We start from the raw sequence: 15,775 nt of genomic DNA, 5'->3' as shown, positions 1-15,775 counted from the left end.
TCATGATTCCAAACGTAGATCCAGACACCATTGTCTTTTTGAATGGCGACTATATGCGCTTAGCCGATGCTAAAGTCTCGGTGTTGGATCGCGGCTTTATTTTCGGTGATGGTATTTACGATGTGGTGCCGGCGTATAAAGGTAAACCCTTTCGTATTGATGAACACTTAGGTCGATTGGAGCGCAGTTTAAAGCTGATCGATCTTAAGGTGGACTATACCCGCCAAGACTGGGAAAAGCTGGTGATGGATATGTTGGCGCGTGTGGGGCGTGGGCAGGATTGCATGGTGTATTTACATGTTACCCGTGGGCCAGCAAAGCGTGATCATGCTTTCCCTGCACAAAGTACACCAACCATTTTCTGTATGGTCACCCCGTTCGAGCGGCCTACCGTAGCACGAGAAAAGGGCTTGAGTGCGATTGGCGTTCAAGATCTGCGCTGGTTGATGTGTCATATCAAGTCGATCTCCTTGTTGGGGAATGTGCTGGCACGTCAGCAGGCAGTAGAAGCAGGCGTAGACGAGGTCATACAGTTTCGAGATGGCTTTATGACCGAAGGCTCATCGACCAATATTTGGGTAGTAAAAGACGGTGTTTTATTGGCTCCCCCACGTAATCATTTAATTCTTGAGGGGGTACGTTACCGCTTGCTCGAGGACTTAGCCGCCAAGGCGGGGATTCCCTTTGAAGCGCGCCCTATCGCACAAGCCGAGGTCGATACGGCCGATGAGCTTATGCTGAGCTCGGCAACCAAAGAGGTATTGCCCATCGTGCAATACAATGGCAAACCGGTGGGGACAGGGCAGCCTGGTCCTGTATACCAAGCATTACGCGCCGGCTATGATGAGGTGCTCGCTAAGCACGAAGGATAAAACAATGGAAATCAAACCCGAAGACTCCCTAATTGAATACCCTTGCCATTTTCCTATTAAGGTCATGGGCAAAGCGGTGCCCGAGTTCGCGCAAACCTTAACCGAGGTGGTGCTCGCGCATGATCCAAAATTTGATCCTGCTACAGTAGAAATGCGCCCGAGTGGCAAAGGAAACTATGTAGGGCTCACGTTTCGTGTTTGGGCTACTTCGCGCGAACAGCTTGATAACTTGTATAAAGCATTGCATGGCCATCCACTGGTTTCCATTGTGCTCTAAACGACTGGGATGATACCGCTTTCTATTCGTCACATCGCTGGCTTGCCGGAGTTTTCTACGGTATGGCAAGCCATGCAGGATTACACTAATGCCCGCACAGCCCAGAGCCCCGATGAAATTTGGTTGCTAGAGCATCCGCCGGTGTATACCTTGGGGCAAGCGGGCAAAAGGGAACATATATTAAATGCGGCTTCGATTCCCGTGGTACAGACTGACCGTGGTGGTCAGGTCACATACCATGGACCGGGTCAGCTAATCGCTTATTGCTTAATCGATTTACGCCGCCAAGGCCTGTATGTGCGCCAATACGTGGCGAAACTCGAAGACGCCATTATTGCCACCTTAGCTCATTTTGATTTGACGGCAGTGCGTAAACCGGGAGCGCCTGGGGTGTATGTGTTAGGGCAGTCAGTAAAAAATGCCCTTTACGCAGCTGATGAATTGGTGAAGATTGCAGCCTTGGGTGTTAAAATAAGAAATGGTCGCTCCTATCATGGTTTATCGCTTAACGTAAACATGGATTTGCGTCCTTTTGATGGCATCAATCCATGTGGTTATGCCGGCTTAGGCACCACTGATATGCGTTCGTGTGGGCAAATCATCCCGTTAGATCAGGTGGCTCACGTCTTGTCTTTACAGCTAAAACAGCAATTTAGCGCAACCACTGAAAACGCTTATGAATAACGTTACTCCTCCCAAACCCACTGTGCGTCCGCGCGATTACGATCCTACTCGTAAACAAAAAGCCGAAGACAAAACCTCGCGCCTACCGATCAAAATCGTTCAAACGGAACGCCTCAAAAAACCGGATTGGATCCGCGTTAAAGCGGCGGCACCTAGCTCGCGTTTTTATGATATTAAAACCATTTTGCGCGAACGAAATCTTTATACAGTTTGCGAAGAAGCCTCTTGTCCTAATATTGGCGAATGCTTTGGTAAAGGTACGGCAACGTTTATGATTATGGGGGATAAGTGCACCCGTCGTTGTCCATTCTGTGATGTGGGACATGGTCGTCCCGACCCGCTTGATACAGAAGAACCTATTAACTTAGCCAAAGCAATTGGCGCCATGCGTTTATCCTATGTGGTGGTCACCTCTGTAGACCGTGATGACTTACGCGATGGCGGTGCGGCGCATTTTGCGGAATGTATCGCCAAAGTCCGCGAGCATTCTCCACACACCACCATCGAGGTCTTAGTTCCCGATTTTCGTGGGCGTTTAGATCGGGCATTGGATATTTTTGAACAAACGCCCCCCGATGTGATGAATCATAACCTCGAAACGGTGCCACGCTTATATAAGCAAGCCCGTCCCGGTGCAGATTATGAACACTCGTTAAAACTGCTCTCTGATTTCAAAGCTCGCTGTCCAGACGTGCCAACAAAATCTGGCCTGATGGTAGGGCTTGGGGAAACCAACGAGGAAATCCTCGAGGTAATGCGTGATTTACGTAAACACAATGTCGATATGTTGACCATTGGTCAGTATTTGCAGCCCTCTGAACACCATTTACCTGTGTTACGTTACGTCACCCCAGATGAGTTTAAATATCTAGAGGAACAAGCCTATGCCATGGGCTTTACGCATGCAGCCATTGGTGCCATGGTGCGTTCGTCTTATCATGCGGATCAACAAGCCGAAGCGGCTGGAGTAGTGGCTTAGAACCAGTTAATCGGTGTTTGGCCTTGTTGTTCTAGCCACTGATTGCAGGCTTTGAAATGCCCACATCCAATAAAGGGTGTGGGTTTTCTTTTGGCAGAAAGGGGCGAGGGGTGGTTTGCATGCAAAGACAAAACAGGACCGCTAGCGTGAGTATCTACCAGAGTTTGTTTGGCTTGAGCATGGTTACCCCATAGCATAAAAACTTTTGGAGTAGGGTAGCTTAGAATGTGTTCAAGGATACCGTCACTAATGTATTCCCAGCCTTTGTTGGCATGAGATGCCGCTTTACCGTCCTCTACTGTGAGCGAGGTGTTGAGCAATAATACGCCCTGCTGTGCCCATGGTGTCAGGTCATGACGCGGGGGATGATTAGCGTATTCGGGGTATTCGAGATGGAGCTCTTCGTAAATATTACGCAGGCTTGGTGGACAAGGCACATAGTCTGGCACCGAAAAAGCAAGCCCTTGGGCTTGGCCTGGGCCATGGTAAGGGTCTTGGCCTAAGATAACAACTTTAATGTCTTCGGGCTGACAAAGCGTTAGTGCATAAAAAGGGTTAGCTGGGTAGATCACAGCACCAGCCGCTAAACGCTGCTTGAGCCAATGGTCCAGAAGCTGAAGTTTAGACTGCAGGGGCTCTTGCTGAAGCACCTGCTGCCACGAAGAAGACAATGCCGCAACCAAAGGCTGAAGGGAGCCGGTGAGTTGATTAAGCGTTTCTGGCTGATCGAGCAGCCCTAGTTGTTGCATGTGCATAGGGGATACGAGTGTTTAGTTAAAAAACAATTGTTCCAATGCCACCCCTGGGTCGGGCTGGCGCATAAAAGCCTCACCCACTAAAAACGCGTTCACATCATGATCGCGCATGGTTTTTACGTCTTCAGCATTAAGAATACCACTTTCTGTGATGACTAGCTTGTCTTCAGGCACTAAGTGAAGCAAATCAATGGTGTTTTGAATACTGGTCTCAAAGCTACGCAGATTTCGGTTGTTAATCCCCAATAGTGTGCTTTTCATGTTTAAGGCGGTTTCTAATTCAGCTTGGTCATGCACCTCGACCAAAACATCCATACCGAGCTCATGAGCTAGGCTTTCAAATTCTAAAAGCTGATTAAGACTGAGCGCAGCGACGATAAGCAAAATACAATCCGCACCAATGGCCCGAGCATGAATGATTTGGTATGGGTCAATCATAAAATCCTTACGGAGTACGGGCAAAGCACACGCGGCACGGGCTTGGCGTAAATGATCGTAGGAGCCTTGAAAGTACTGCATATCCGTAAGTACAGAAAGACATGCAGCACCATGAGCGGCATAAGAGGTAGCAATTTCAGTGGGATTGAAATTTTCACGGATCACGCCTTTGGATGGTGAGGCTTTTTTGACCTCGGCAATCACGGCGGGCTGGTTTTGGCTAATTTTATATTTAAGAGCTCGTGCAAACCCGCGTACATCTTTGCGACTTTTTGCTTCGCGTAATACGTCAGATTCGCTGCGTAGCTGGCGTGCTGCAGCGACTTCTTCTTTTTTGGTTTGGAGGATTTTTGCGAGAATATCGTTCATGCCTTTAATTTCCGAGTGTACGTACAAAATTCATCAAGTTTGGCGCGCGCTGCACCACTAGCAATGGTTTCAAAAGCTATCTTTAGACCGGCCTCAATAGAGTCGCAGCCATTGCCTGCGTAAATAGCTAAGCCAGCATTAAATGCCACGATATCACGAGCCGTGCCAGGGGTGTTGGCAAGCGCTTCTTTTATCATTTGTGCGGACTCTTCGCTGGAGTTCACTCGAATACTACGGTTTGAACTCATCGCCATCCCAAAGTCCTCGGGGTGGATTTCGTATTCGTAGACGCGGTCGTCCTTGAGCTCACCCACCATAGTGGCAGCCCCTGTAGAGGCCTCGTCCATGCCGTCTTTACCATGTACGATCAGTACATGCTTGGCTCCTAAACGTTGCATAGCGCGTACTTGAATACCAACCAAGTCAGGGTGAAAAACCCCCATTAGCTGGTTGGCTGCACGTGCCGGATTAGTTAATGGCCCTAGTATATTAAAAATGGTGCGTACCCCCAACTCTTTGCGTACAGCGGCGATGTTTTTCATCGCGGAGTGGTGGGCAGGGGCAAACATGAACCCAATACCGATATCTTCGATACTTTGAGCAACCTGTTCTGGATGTAAATCGAGGTTTGCACCGAGCGTTTCTAATACATCGGCACTACCCGAAGAAGAGGAAGCGCTGCGCCCCCCATGCTTAGCGACTTTGACACCGGCGGCAGCTACGACAAACATTGCCGCTGTGGAGATATTAAACGTGTTGCTACCATCACCCCCTGTGCCACACATATCTAAGAGATTATCTGGATCGTGGGCCTCAACGGGTAGCGCAAATTCGCGCATGACTTCGGCCGCGGCGGCGATTTCACCAATAGTTTCTTTTTTAACACGTAAGCCCATGAGTAAAGCACTCGCCATCACGGGTGACATTTCTCCGCGCATCAGCATACGCATTAAATGGAGCATTTCGTCATGGAAAATTTCGCGGTGTTCAATACAGCGAACTAAGGCTTCAGTAGGTGTGATGGTAATGGTTTTGTCTTGTTTCATGGCAGGTCTCTTATTGATTCAGAAAGTTTTTGAGAAGCTGGTGGCCGTGTTCACTCAAAATGGACTCAGGGTGAAACTGTACCGCACTAATGGGCAGTGTTTTATGACGTAGCCCCATGATCTCACCATCGGCGGTTTGTGCGGTGATCTCAAGGCATTCCGGTAACTGGCTCGCGTCTACAGCTAAAGAGTGGTAACGCGTGACGGTCATTGGGCTTGGTAAGCCGACAAATACGTCTTGCTGTTGGTGGGTGATAGGGGAGACTTTGCCGTGCATAATTTCTTTGGCGTGAATGACTTTACCGCCAAAGGCTTGGGCAATGGCTTGATGACCTAGGCAGACGCCCAAAATGGGTTTTTTCCCTGCAAAATAATTGATGACCTCTAGTGTGATACCGGCGCTATCCGGGTTGCCGGGCCCAGGAGAAAGACAAATATAGTCAGGGTTTAGGGCTTCAATATCAGCAATGCGGCACTGGTCATTACGAGCGACAGTGACTGGCATCCCCAGTTCTTCAAAGTACTGAACCAGGTTATAGGTAAAAGAGTCGTAGTTATCGAGCATAAACAACATGATGGAATCCTTATGAGTATAGAAGGCTGGCATAGAGGGCATGAAGCCCTCGGGGTGTTCCCTTAAATGGGTTCGTCTAAGCCAAACTGCACTTGTTCGGCAGCGCGTAATAGCGCGCGGGCTTTGGCTTCCGTTTCTTGCCATTCGGCTTCAGGATTCGAGTCCGCCACGATGCCGGCGGCGGCTTGTACATGTAACATACCGTCTTGGATAACACCTGTGCGAATCGCAATGGCTAAATCCATTTCACCGGTGTAGCTAAGGTAACCCGCTGCTCCCCCATAGATACCGCGACGCACAGGCTCAAGCTCATCAATGATCTGCATAGCGCGTACTTTAGGTGCTCCGGTTAAGGTACCAGCGGGGAAACTGGCTTTGAGTACATCCATATTGCTCATATCGTCTTTAAGCTCACCACGTACATTCGAAACCAAGTGTTGAACATGGGAATAACGCTCGATACTCATCGTATCGCTGACCTCAACAGTGCCAGGTTTAGCAATACGTCCAATGTCATTACGTGCTAAATCAATGAGCATGACGTGTTCGGCGCGCTCTTTGGGATCCGCTTGCAGTTCAGCGGCAAGCTGTGCGTCTTCTTCTGGGGTAGCACCCCGTTTACGGGTACCGGCGAGTGGGCGGATAGTGACATATTGTTTTTCTTGGCCTTGCTCTACCACTTGCTCGCGGCGCACGAGAATTTCCGGGGAAGACCCCACCACCTGAAAATCATCAAAATTCCAGAAATACATGTAAGGTGAAGGGTTAAGCGAGCGAAGAGCGCGGTATAAAGAAAGTGGCGCATCACGAAAAGGCTTGGTGATGACTTGCCCAATTTGTACTTGCATGACTTCGCCATCTGTAATGTATTGTTTTGCCTGGGCAACCGCCGCTAAATAATCCGCTTTTTTGAAATTGCGCTGCTCAAAGGTCTCCATGCTGGCGTAGGCATAAGGGATAGTGACCGGATGACGCAGCTTTTCGCGTAAATCGCGTAGACGACGGCGGGCTTTGGTGTAGCTTTCGGGTTCATTTGGGTCAGCGTACACAATTAAGTACGTGCGCCCAGCCAAATTATCCACGATGACGAGCTCGTCGATATGCATCAGCATGATATCGGGCGTACCCGTTTGACCGTCGGGAAAGGGCTTGGTGTTGACCCCTAAAGAAGGCTCGATGTGGCGGACAGTATCATAGCCAAAATAGCCTGCTAGCCCACCGCAAAAACGTGGCATTCCTGGACGTAAGGCCACCTTAAAGCGTTGTTGATATTGTTCAATAAAATCGAGGGGGTTGCCTTCCACCGTTTCTACTACCTGACCAGCGTGAAGGACTTCGGTGGTGGTGCCAGTGGCACGAATCACGGTTTTAGCGGGAAGCCCGATAAAAGAGTAACGCCCGAATTGCTCTCCTCCAATTACTGACTCCATCAAGCAACTATTGGCACCATGTTCGCTGCTGTTATGAGCGAGTTTTAGGTAAATAGAAAGCGGAGTGTCTAAGTCGGCATAGGTTTCAATAATTAAGGGAATGCGGTTAAAACCTTGGGCAGCGAGTGCTTTAAATTCGATTTCTGTCATAGCTAAGGCCTACTGAGGTGGTTAAACGTTACCAAGAGCCGAGCTATGCATACAAAAAAGCCCGGCTCTAAACGAGTTCCGGGCTTTTTAGGGCGCGTGTTGTGCAAAAGTACCGCTATTAGTGCATGATCAACACGGGCGAGAATACAGCTGACCCGGAACCCAAACGCCACCAGCGCCAATAGGCGCCATAGATGGAGTAAGAGTTACGGTTCAGTTGCATAGGTATTAATGTCCTTTAGGTTGAGCCGCCCATTGAGCAGCTTCACTGATATTGGAAACTATACCATCACAATCGAGATTTTGCACACTTTCGCCCTCGTTATAGCCGTAGGGCACGATCAGTACATCAATGCCAGCCTCACGTGCGGCGATGCTGTCATTGCTGGAATCCCCAATAACTAAGGCCTCTGCCGGAGTTACGCCGAGTTTTTCGCACGCATAAAGGAAAGGCATAGGATGTGGTTTTTTTTCTTCACATGTGTTGCCACCAACCAGACAGGTAAAGTAATGATCAATACCCACATGTTGAATTAAAGCTGGGACAAACTCGATAGGCTTATTGGTCACGATGGCAAGCTGGCAACCCGCTGCTTGAAAAGCGTCCAGTCCCTCTTTAACACCATCAAATAAGGTAGAGCTTGGCTGTTGGAGTTGAAGATCATAGTGCTTAGCAAACAGCTCTCGGCCTTTTTGGTAGTCTTCGGGAGCAGGGGCGGGGGCGTCGGTCAGTTCATTTAACGCTAGCCAGATCAAGTGATCCATTCCTTTGCCCAAAAAAGTACTGATTTTTTGAGGGCTGAGTGTAGGGTGCCCCATTTCTTCGAGCATGTGATTGACGGCTTGGGCAATATCAGGGATAGAGTCAACTAATGTGCCATCTAAATCAAATAGCACAGCACGATAACGCATGAACAAACTCCTGAGAGATGAATGAATAGCTAATAGTGTACCTTGCTAATTTTTAGCTTCGATAATAGACGCATGAGTCAGGTCAGCGAGCCAGTGATGATTTGTGAGACGCGTGACTGGCTGATCTAAGCCGACATGCTATCAGCGTAAGTGATTTCCTGACGCATAGCAGTAATTTGTTCAGCGTAGTTTTGTTTGCCAAAAATCGCTGACCCCGCTACAAAAGCATCTGCGCCGGCCTGACGAATAGCGCGGATATTTTGCGTTGTGACTCCACCGTCGACTTGTAAACGGATTGGTTGCCCCCCTTGATCGACCCATTGATCAATGCGAACACGGGCATGGCGAATTTTATCTAAGGTGGTTGGTATAAACGACTGCCCCCCAAAGCCAGGATTGACTGACATAAGCAGGATCAGGTCGACTTTATCCATGAGGTAGTCCAAATAATGAAGAGGTGTACCAGGGTTAAAAACCAGTCCGGCCTTACAGCCGTGATCACGGATCAGCGCAAGCGTGCGATCAGGGTGACGTGAAGCTTCGGGGTGAAAGCTGATTAGATTCGCTCCAGCCTTTGCAAATGGCGCGATCAGACTATCCACAGGCTCTACCATGAGATGGACATCAATAGGCGCATCCGTATAAGGACGGATCGCCGCACAGACCATGGGGCCAAAGCTCAGGTTAGGCACGTAATGGTTGTCCATCACGTCAAAATGAATCCAATCAGCGCCCGCGGCAATTACCTGACGTACTTCGTCGCCCAGACGAGCAAAATCGGCAGCGAGAATACTGGGGGCAATAATAGCTGGTTGTATGTGAGACATAGTGATAGGGTGATAAAAATCAAAGGTACAATGGGCACAGACGATGAGAATTTCACTCTGCTGTGGTGTAATACATATCATGCATTGTAAACAGCAATTAGACATGGAGCGAGCTTATTTCTATGCAGCCTGACGATATTGTAGTCACTGTTACCCCCCACTATCTGCCTGATCAGTCTGAGCCCAGCCAGCAACGTTTTTTGTTCGCTTATCATGTGCAAATACGTAATAATGGCACACAAGCCGCACAACTGATCAGTCGTCATTGGGTCATCACGGACGCTCAGCAGCGCGTACAAGAGGTGCGAGGCTTAGGAGTGATTGGTAAACAGCCTTTGATTGCTCCTGGTGATGCTTTTGAATACACCAGCGCTTGTCCTTTGCCCACGCCACTTGGCACTATGAAAGGTGCATTTCACTTTGTGGGGGAAAACGGGGTGCCTTTTGACGTGCCGATTGCTGAATTTGTGTTGGCGATGCCTCGAACCTTGCATTAATCTGAGATAACGATGACAGCATTAAGAAATTTTAGTTTAGGTTTGATCGCGGTACTGCTTTCTGCTTGCTCTACTACGACCTCAGACTCAACTCGACCTGTGGGGCTAGGGGGTGCACACGCTCCCAAAACTGATATTGCGACTCAACCTTTACAGGTGCCTGATTTAACCCAACTGCCAGAAACCCCAGTACGCCCTTTGGTGGGCAAATACCAGGCGGTGCAGTGGGGGGCGTTACCGGGCTGGGCAAATGACGACTTGCAGCACGTTTGGAAAGGCTTTATCAATAACTGTAAAGGGTTGATGCGGCCAGTCAGTGGCTCGTTGGCCATGCCCGCGCGTGCAGCGCCTAGAGCGTGGCAGCCAGTTTGTTTGGCGGCGCACAACAGTGGTATTAGCCCTGATAGCAATGATACCCAACGTATACGACAGTTTTTAGAAACGCATTTACAACCTTGGCGTTTACTCGATGCTAACGGGAAGATCGCAAAAAATACAGTGACGGGCTATTACGAACCATTAATTCGCGCTTCAAAACGTCAGCACGGGCCTTATCAATGGCCGCTCTATGCGGTTCCTAATGATTTATTAACCATCGACTTGGGTGGTTTATATCCAGAGTTAGCTGGCAAGCGTATACGTGGCAAAATCGTAGATGGTAACCGCGTCGTTCCTTATGACACCCGCGGGGAAATTACCGCTAACCCAGCTCGTCAACCAAAAGTATTAGTGTGGGCCGATGATCCGGTCGAGGCGTTTTTCTTACAAATCCAAGGGTCCGGGCGGGCGGTGCTGGATACAGGCGCCGCAGTGCGTTTGGCTTATGGCGACCACAATGGGCACCCCTATAGTTCTATTGGTAAGTGGCTCGCCGACCAAGGGGAGCTCCCGTTGGCACAAACCTCGATGCAAAATATAAAAAAATGGGCAAAAGAGAATCCACATCGGGTGCACGAGATGCTCAATGTGAATAAGGCCATGGTATTTTTCAATGAGGAAACCATTACTGATCCATTATTAGGCCCTAAAGGCGCTTACGGTATTCCTTTGATTGCGGAGCGAGCTGTAGCGGTGGATCCAACCTTTGTGCCTTTAGGTGCACCGGTGTATTTGGCGACCACCTACCCAGGTACACAGCAGCCATTACGTAAACTGGTTTTTGCCCAAGATACGGGGGCGGCGATTAAAGGGGCGGCGCGCACGGATTTTTATTGGGGCACGGGCGATCAAGCTGGTGCACAGGCTGGCAAAATGAAACAAACCGGAGAAATGTGGGTGTTATGGCCTAAACAGGCTGGCGCTCCAAGTGCACGATGACACAACAATCCATTCTTGTTTGCGGGGGCGGGATTGCCGGTATGGCTACCGCTCTGGGTTTAAAAAAAGCCAATTTTGCGGTGCAGTTATTAGCACCTGCTTATACTCCTTGGGGTTTAGCTTCTCATCAATATCATCCGCGCGTCTATGCACTATCAGCGACCAGTCGTGCTTTTTTAGAGCGACTGGGGGTATGGAGCCTGATGCGAGCAGAGCGCATCACCGCCGTCGAAGGGATGGAGCTATATGGCGACGGTGATGGTTTTATGCAGCTGGATGCATGGCAAAACGCGCAGTCTGATTTGACATGGATTGTAGAATCCGGCGAAATGGAGCGCGTGTTACATCAGGCGCTGCAGGTCTATAACGTACCATGGAAAACAGACCTGTTTGTACGTCTGAGCCCTAAAGGGGTGGTGACTGCTTCAGGTGCTGAATTGCCCGCTGATCTTATTATTGGCGCGGATGGAGCGCGCTCGCAGGTTCGGGCGGCTGCGCATATTAACCATGACTGTAAACCTTATGGTTATAGTGGTGTGGTGGCGCATTTGGATGCTAGTCTGCCTCATCAGCATGTGGCGTATCAGTGGTTCACTGGGGATGCGGTATTGGCTTTGTTACCCATGCCTGATACCGATCAAGGTCCACAAGTATCTATGGTGTGGTCCGTAAAACAAGATCAAGCGGATGCTTTTATGGCAATGGACGAGGCCGCTCAAGCTCAGCATATACAGTCTTATATCAGTGCGTTGAGTCAGTACCGGTTGGGCACATTATCGTTGCGTAGCCAGCCGTTTGCTTTTCCTCTCACCTTAGAGCGTAGCGACATGATTGCACCTAAAGTGGCTTTGGTTGGGGATGCGGCTCATCGGGTGCATCCTTTGGCAGGGCAAGGGCTAAATTTAGGTTTAGCTGATGTCGAGGAACTTATTCGTGTTTTAGTAGACAAACCCTCTTATCAGTCCGTAGGGGAGCTACGTGTATTAGAGCGTTACCGACGCGTACGCTCCGAGCCGATTCTAGCCATGCGTTGGGTAACACATGGATTACATCAGCTCTTTGCTTTGCCGGGGGCGCCCGCGGCGTTAATACGCAATGTGGGTATGAACATAGTTGATAAGCTTCCTTTTGTTAAGCGTCATTTAATCGCGGGAGCGGCGGGTAAAACCTCTGGACTATTTTAATTTTAATGATTTAACGGCCTAATACAGGCAAAAACAAAGCAGGAGTCAGAATGAAATTGCGTTTTGTCGCAGCGACGGTTGCGTGTGCTGTGGGAATGGTGGGGGGGAATGTCTGGGCACAATCTCAGTCGGCAACGGTATCTGCGGCGGTATTAGAGCAGGCCAAAAAACGCTTTGAGACCGAGTTCAATGGCATTGTGATTGACGAGGTTTCGCCCACTCCATTCCAAGATATTTTAGAACTACGTTTGGGTAATGATGTGCTTTACACGAATCCGAATGTAGATTTTGTGTTGCAAGGCTCATTGGTGGATGTAAAAACCCGTACCGACTTAACTGCTCAGCGTATCGAGGAGCTCAATCGAGTCGACTTTGCCCAGTTGCCTTTAGATAATGCCATTAAAATGGTCAAAGGTGATGGTAGTCAAAAAATCGCTGTGTTTGAGGACCCGAACTGTATTTATTGCAAACGTCTCCATCAAACTTTAGACGAAATCGATAACATTACTGTGTACTCGTTTTTATTTCCTATATTAACCCCAGATTCGCGTACAAAATCTGAGCATGTATGGTGTGCCGATGATCGGGCGGCAACGTGGTCTGCTTGGATGAAAGACAATAAAAAACCAGCAGAAAAAACTTGCGATACACCCATTGATGCAATCCTAGAGTTTGGTATGAAACTAGGGGTACAAGGCACACCAGCGATTTTCTTTGAGGATGGTTCTCGTGCGAATGGCTGGTTGCCTGCGGATCAGCTAAAAGCTCGACTAGCAGACGCAGCTAAAAATTTAGAAAAATAAGTCTTTCAGTTATAGCCGAGGCGTAAATAACTCAGGGAATGGTCGGTGCTACCATATGATTAACTATCTAAAGTAGCACCACCATCGATACGTAGATCATGTAACGTAATGTGGGCGGCGGCATCGCTTAATAAAAAAAGCACGCCTTGTGCGATATCTTTTGGTGTGGCGATTTTTTGTAACGGTATGCCTAAACGAAAATCTTTCGCATTCCCAGCGATAACGGTTTGTTGGCTGCTGCCTTGTTGCCACATGGCTTGTTGCATGGGGGTATCGGTTGACCCTGGTGAAACAATATTGACCCGTATTCCCAAAGGCGCTAGTTCTAGCCCTAAGCATTTAGCAAACTGAGTGGTCGCCGCTTTAGAGGCGGCATAAGCCCCCATATTGATGCGGGGGGTGGTGGCGGCATTTGAGCTAATAATGACAATAGCGCCTTGTTGACGCGAGCGCATTCGCGCGGCAACCGGCTGACAAAATAAAAAAACGCCTTGAGTATTGACGGCGAACACGTCTTGCCACTGGGCTAAGCTCAGCGTATGTCCATATCCCATCTGCAATACGCCGGCCGCGCAGATCAACGTATCGATGGTTTGCTGGGCAAGCAAATCCGCTAAAAAGCGTTGCACGGCTGGGGCATCACGTATATCTAAATCCTGACAATAGAGCTGGTTTGGGTATTGTTGCTGTAACGATGCTAACGCGGATGTATTTTTATCAACGGCCCATACCGTGTGTTGCTGAGCGAGCAGCTGCGCACAAATTTCTGCACCAATACCGCTTCCCGCTCCGGTGATTAAAATGGTTTTTTGAATAGCGCTCATGTTTTACTCCTGGATTTGAACTAGTGCCGTGGCGGTATCCAGGCTGACACCGCAGCGCTGTGAAACATGGTCAATAGCCATTTGATGTTCGGTCGCACTAAAGTCAGCGGTTGCATCCAAAATAAAAAAAGGCTGAATGTCTCGCATAAACGCATCGAGTGCTGTGGTCAGGCAGCCAATATGGGCATAGATGCCGGTAATGATGAGTTGGTCACGCCCTCGTTGAGCGAGTTGCGCTTGAAAATCAGACCGCACAAACGCACTGTAACGCCATTTGGTTAATAGGATATCGTCAGCGGCTGGACGTAGCGCATCGATAATAGGTTGCTCTGCTTGAAAGTGGGGGGCCGTTACACCCGAGCCCCAAAAATCATTTAAAAGCGCGCGGTCTTTAGGGTCTTGATCTTTGGGTTGAGCGGTATAGAAAACGGGAATGCCTGCTTGTTTGCATGCCTGATATAAGGCCTGCGTGTTTTTGATTAGCTCAGGAATAGGCGCCTGATCCATATTGTATTTCTTTAAAAAATAATACTGCATATCATGGATTAATAAGGCGGCCCGCTGTGGTTGTATGGTCCAATTCACGCGATTGGGGCGTGTGCTGTTGGGCATGGGGTAGCTAGGGATAGCGGCAATGGTTTTTTCTGTCATTGGGTAATTCCTTGTTGAATTTGTTCGTCAGGGATCTGTAACGCATTGAGCATAGTGCGTAACTTGTTCCCTGTTTCGATGCGTTCGGCTTGTGCGTCAGAGCCAATCACGATGCCTGCTCCTGCAGAAAGACGTAATTGTTGGTTTTGATAGTGCGCACAACGAATGGCAACCGCCCATTCGCCATCACCCGCCTGATTCATCCAGCCGACTGCTCCTGCAAAAAAGCCACGGTGCTCAGACTCGATGCTTTCGATAAGATCGCGTGCCAATAAGGTGGGGTGACCACATACGGCGGGGGTGGGATGCACAGCCAAAGCCAGAGTCAACGCATCTGCATACGGTGATTTGAGTTCGCCATGAATTTCTGTAGATAAATGCCACAGTGTTGCTGTAGACACCAAGCTAGGTGTTGCTGCGGCCGTTAAGTGATCACAAAAAGGACTTAGGGCTTCTAGAATATTTTCAATAACAATGGCATGCTCATGCCGGTCTTTGGCAGAAGCTTGAAGCTGCTGGGCAATGCGTTGGTCTTGTTCTGGGTCTGCTAAGTCGCGCAGAGCGGTACCTGCTAAGGGATTCAGATAAACACGGTTTGCCTGCTTGCGTAGCAGCAGTTCTGGGCTGGCTCCCAAAAAGGTAGCTGGGTCAGTACTGTTGTCTAAAGGAATGGCATAGGTATAACCCTTTGGATTTTTTTGCCACAGGGCATCTAAAAGCGCTGTACGATCTAAGGCCTGCGAGAGCTGCAAATCCAAGTGTCGAGCCATGACCAATTTTTGTAATGGCGGGGTTTGCTGTAATGCGGCCAGAGCCTGCTCAACCTGTTTTTCAAAGACAGCGGCGGTTGGGCGGGCTTGGATATGCTGGATGGCGGTGGAGGCGTAAGTGGTGTTTTTTGCATAGGAATAGCCTTTAGTGTAATGGGCCTGCTCGGGGATAAGCAGCTGGGCGGGCTGGTTAGTATTAAAGGGCAGCAAACCCACCATGTACTCGACCTCAGGGTGTGCCCGCAGTAGTTGCCGCGCTTGTTGGGCGAGCAGCCCAGAGGCATTAGTAAAAAACTGCCGTTTTTTGCTACCGTAAGTTAATAAGGTGCCCATGGGGCTCGCAAATAAGGCACTGTGTGGTTCGTACATCTGCAACACATTCATAGCAAATAGGCTAGGTGTACACCTAGCCCCTT

The 15,775-nt window shown here is 49.2% G+C and carries 18 protein-coding genes; 8 read left to right on the top strand and 10 right to left on the bottom strand.

The features are described 5' to 3' along the window. Positions 1–2 precede the first annotated feature (2 nt). From ABD980_RS07610 to lipA, 4 genes are read left to right on the top strand one after another with little or no spacing between them, the layout of a single operon-like run. Positions 3–872, top strand: coding sequence for a D-amino acid aminotransferase (locus ABD980_RS07610; RefSeq protein WP_260650268.1), 870 nt, complete (start codon positions 3–5; stop codon positions 870–872). 4 nt (positions 873–876) lie between these two features. Beyond that, positions 877–1,149, top strand: a complete 273-nt coding sequence (locus ABD980_RS07605) for a DUF493 family protein (RefSeq protein ID WP_260650267.1) — start codon at positions 877–879, stop codon at positions 1,147–1,149. A gap of 9 nt (positions 1,150–1,158) precedes the next feature. After that, entirely contained in the window at positions 1,159–1,833 is a 675-nt protein-coding gene (gene lipB / locus ABD980_RS07600) for a lipoyl(octanoyl) transferase LipB (protein ID WP_345370740.1), read from the top strand. Then, a complete protein-coding gene (gene lipA, locus ABD980_RS07595; RefSeq protein ID WP_345370737.1) occupies positions 1,826–2,812 on the top strand; it encodes a lipoyl synthase in 987 nt (328 codons plus the stop codon). Before lipB ends, lipA begins: the two co-directional genes overlap by 8 nt. Here lipA and ABD980_RS07590 read toward each other — a convergent pair. The 7 genes from ABD980_RS07590 to rpe form a co-directional block, all read right to left on the bottom strand. Next, positions 2,809–3,567, bottom strand: coding sequence for a uracil-DNA glycosylase (locus ABD980_RS07590; RefSeq protein ID WP_345370735.1), 759 nt, complete (start codon positions 3,565–3,567; stop codon positions 2,809–2,811). The two genes, lipA and ABD980_RS07590, sit on opposite strands and share 4 nt — an antisense overlap. Positions 3,568–3,582: 15 nt before the next feature. Next, entirely contained in the window at positions 3,583–4,374 is a 792-nt protein-coding gene (gene trpC, locus ABD980_RS07585; protein ID WP_300647764.1) for an indole-3-glycerol phosphate synthase TrpC, read from the bottom strand. Beyond that, positions 4,371–5,402, bottom strand: coding sequence for an anthranilate phosphoribosyltransferase (gene trpD / locus ABD980_RS07580; RefSeq protein ID WP_300647816.1), 1,032 nt, complete (start codon positions 5,400–5,402; stop codon positions 4,371–4,373). Before trpD ends, trpC begins: the two co-directional genes overlap by 4 nt. Before the next feature lie 28 nt (positions 5,403–5,430). After that, on the bottom strand, positions 5,431–5,994 hold the full coding sequence (locus tag ABD980_RS07575) for an anthranilate synthase component II (RefSeq protein ID WP_345370733.1): 564 nt from the start codon (positions 5,992–5,994) through the stop codon (positions 5,431–5,433). 62 nt (positions 5,995–6,056) lie between these two features. Beyond that, positions 6,057–7,574, bottom strand: coding sequence for an anthranilate synthase component I (gene trpE, locus ABD980_RS07570; RefSeq protein WP_300647761.1), 1,518 nt, complete (start codon positions 7,572–7,574; stop codon positions 6,057–6,059). 228 nt (positions 7,575–7,802) lie between these two features. Continuing rightward, entirely contained in the window at positions 7,803–8,486 is a 684-nt protein-coding gene (locus tag ABD980_RS07565) for a phosphoglycolate phosphatase (RefSeq protein WP_300647760.1), read from the bottom strand. 125 nt (positions 8,487–8,611) lie between these two features. Then, positions 8,612–9,313 (bottom strand): ribulose-phosphate 3-epimerase, encoded by a 702-nt coding sequence (gene rpe / locus ABD980_RS07560; protein WP_345370730.1) that lies wholly within the window; start codon positions 9,311–9,313, stop codon positions 8,612–8,614. A gap of 122 nt (positions 9,314–9,435) precedes the next feature. Here rpe and apaG point away from each other — a divergent pair, with 122 nt between their 5' ends. Genes apaG through ABD980_RS07540 form a run of 4 tightly spaced genes read left to right on the top strand, consistent with a single transcriptional unit; the run spans position 9,436 to position 13,114 of the window. Then, on the top strand, positions 9,436–9,810 hold the full coding sequence (gene apaG / locus ABD980_RS07555; RefSeq protein ID WP_300647758.1) for a Co2+/Mg2+ efflux protein ApaG: 375 nt from the start codon (positions 9,436–9,438) through the stop codon (positions 9,808–9,810). A gap of 12 nt (positions 9,811–9,822) precedes the next feature. Further along, positions 9,823–11,127 (top strand): murein transglycosylase A, encoded by a 1,305-nt coding sequence (gene mltA, locus ABD980_RS07550; protein ID WP_345370727.1) that lies wholly within the window; start codon positions 9,823–9,825, stop codon positions 11,125–11,127. Continuing rightward, positions 11,124–12,311: an FAD-dependent monooxygenase gene (locus tag ABD980_RS07545; RefSeq protein WP_345370725.1), complete on the top strand. Its 1,188-nt coding sequence runs from the start codon at positions 11,124–11,126 to the stop codon at positions 12,309–12,311. The genes mltA and ABD980_RS07545 overlap by 4 nt, the downstream gene beginning before the upstream one ends. 50 nt (positions 12,312–12,361) lie before the next feature. Then, the gene (locus ABD980_RS07540; RefSeq protein WP_300647753.1) at positions 12,362–13,114 is read left to right on the top strand and encodes a DsbC family protein; all 753 of its coding nucleotides are present in this window, start codon (positions 12,362–12,364) and stop codon (positions 13,112–13,114) included. A gap of 59 nt (positions 13,115–13,173) precedes the next feature. On the opposite strand, the gene dhbA is transcribed toward ABD980_RS07540, so the two are convergent. The 3 genes from dhbA to ABD980_RS07525 are packed head-to-tail and all read right to left on the bottom strand — an operon-like array spanning position 13,174 to position 15,728. Continuing rightward, on the bottom strand, positions 13,174–13,938 hold the full coding sequence (gene dhbA / locus ABD980_RS07535; protein ID WP_345370722.1) for a 2,3-dihydro-2,3-dihydroxybenzoate dehydrogenase: 765 nt from the start codon (positions 13,936–13,938) through the stop codon (positions 13,174–13,176). A 3-nt stretch (positions 13,939–13,941) separates the two neighbouring features. Continuing rightward, complete coding sequence (locus ABD980_RS07530; protein WP_345370720.1) at positions 13,942–14,589, bottom strand: isochorismatase family protein; 648 nt, start codon at positions 14,587–14,589, stop codon at positions 13,942–13,944. After that, complete coding sequence (locus ABD980_RS07525; protein WP_345370718.1) at positions 14,586–15,728, bottom strand: isochorismate synthase; 1,143 nt, start codon at positions 15,726–15,728, stop codon at positions 14,586–14,588. Before ABD980_RS07525 ends, ABD980_RS07530 begins: the two co-directional genes overlap by 4 nt. Positions 15,729–15,775 lie beyond the last annotated feature (47 nt).

This window comes from Paenalcaligenes hermetiae (assembly GCF_039543645.1).
In the GTDB taxonomy this organism is placed as follows: Bacteria; Pseudomonadota; Gammaproteobacteria; order Burkholderiales; family Burkholderiaceae_B; genus Paenalcaligenes; species Paenalcaligenes hermetiae.
This window is presented reverse-complemented; position numbering and strand designations above follow the sequence as displayed.

Coding starts and splice junctions, on each gene's coding strand:
- ABD980_RS07610 (WP_260650268.1), top strand. CDS start 3: ATGATTCCAAACGTAGATCCAGACACCATTGTCTTTTTGAATGGCGAC.
- ABD980_RS07605 (WP_260650267.1), top strand. CDS start 877: ATGGAAATCAAACCCGAAGACTCCCTAATTGAATACCCTTGCCATTTT.
- lipB (WP_345370740.1), top strand. CDS start 1,159: ATGATACCGCTTTCTATTCGTCACATCGCTGGCTTGCCGGAGTTTTCT.
- lipA (WP_345370737.1), top strand. CDS start 1,826: ATGAATAACGTTACTCCTCCCAAACCCACTGTGCGTCCGCGCGATTAC.
- ABD980_RS07590 (WP_345370735.1), bottom strand. CDS start 3,567: ATGCACATGCAACAACTAGGGCTGCTCGATCAGCCAGAAACGCTTAAT.
- trpC (WP_300647764.1), bottom strand. CDS start 4,374: ATGAACGATATTCTCGCAAAAATCCTCCAAACCAAAAAAGAAGAAGTC.
- ABD980_RS07575 (WP_345370733.1), bottom strand. CDS start 5,994: ATGTTGTTTATGCTCGATAACTACGACTCTTTTACCTATAACCTGGTT.
- trpE (WP_300647761.1), bottom strand. CDS start 7,574: ATGACAGAAATCGAATTTAAAGCACTCGCTGCCCAAGGTTTTAACCGC.
- ABD980_RS07565 (WP_300647760.1), bottom strand. CDS start 8,486: ATGCGTTATCGTGCTGTGCTATTTGATTTAGATGGCACATTAGTTGAC.
- rpe (WP_345370730.1), bottom strand. CDS start 9,313: ATGTCTCACATACAACCAGCTATTATTGCCCCCAGTATTCTCGCTGCC.
- apaG (WP_300647758.1), top strand. CDS start 9,436: ATGCAGCCTGACGATATTGTAGTCACTGTTACCCCCCACTATCTGCCT.
- mltA (WP_345370727.1), top strand. CDS start 9,823: ATGACAGCATTAAGAAATTTTAGTTTAGGTTTGATCGCGGTACTGCTT.
- ABD980_RS07545 (WP_345370725.1), top strand. CDS start 11,124: ATGACACAACAATCCATTCTTGTTTGCGGGGGCGGGATTGCCGGTATG.
- ABD980_RS07540 (WP_300647753.1), top strand. CDS start 12,362: ATGAAATTGCGTTTTGTCGCAGCGACGGTTGCGTGTGCTGTGGGAATG.
- dhbA (WP_345370722.1), bottom strand. CDS start 13,938: ATGAGCGCTATTCAAAAAACCATTTTAATCACCGGAGCGGGAAGCGGT.
- ABD980_RS07530 (WP_345370720.1), bottom strand. CDS start 14,589: ATGACAGAAAAAACCATTGCCGCTATCCCTAGCTACCCCATGCCCAAC.
- ABD980_RS07525 (WP_345370718.1), bottom strand. CDS start 15,728: ATGTACGAACCACACAGTGCCTTATTTGCGAGCCCCATGGGCACCTTA.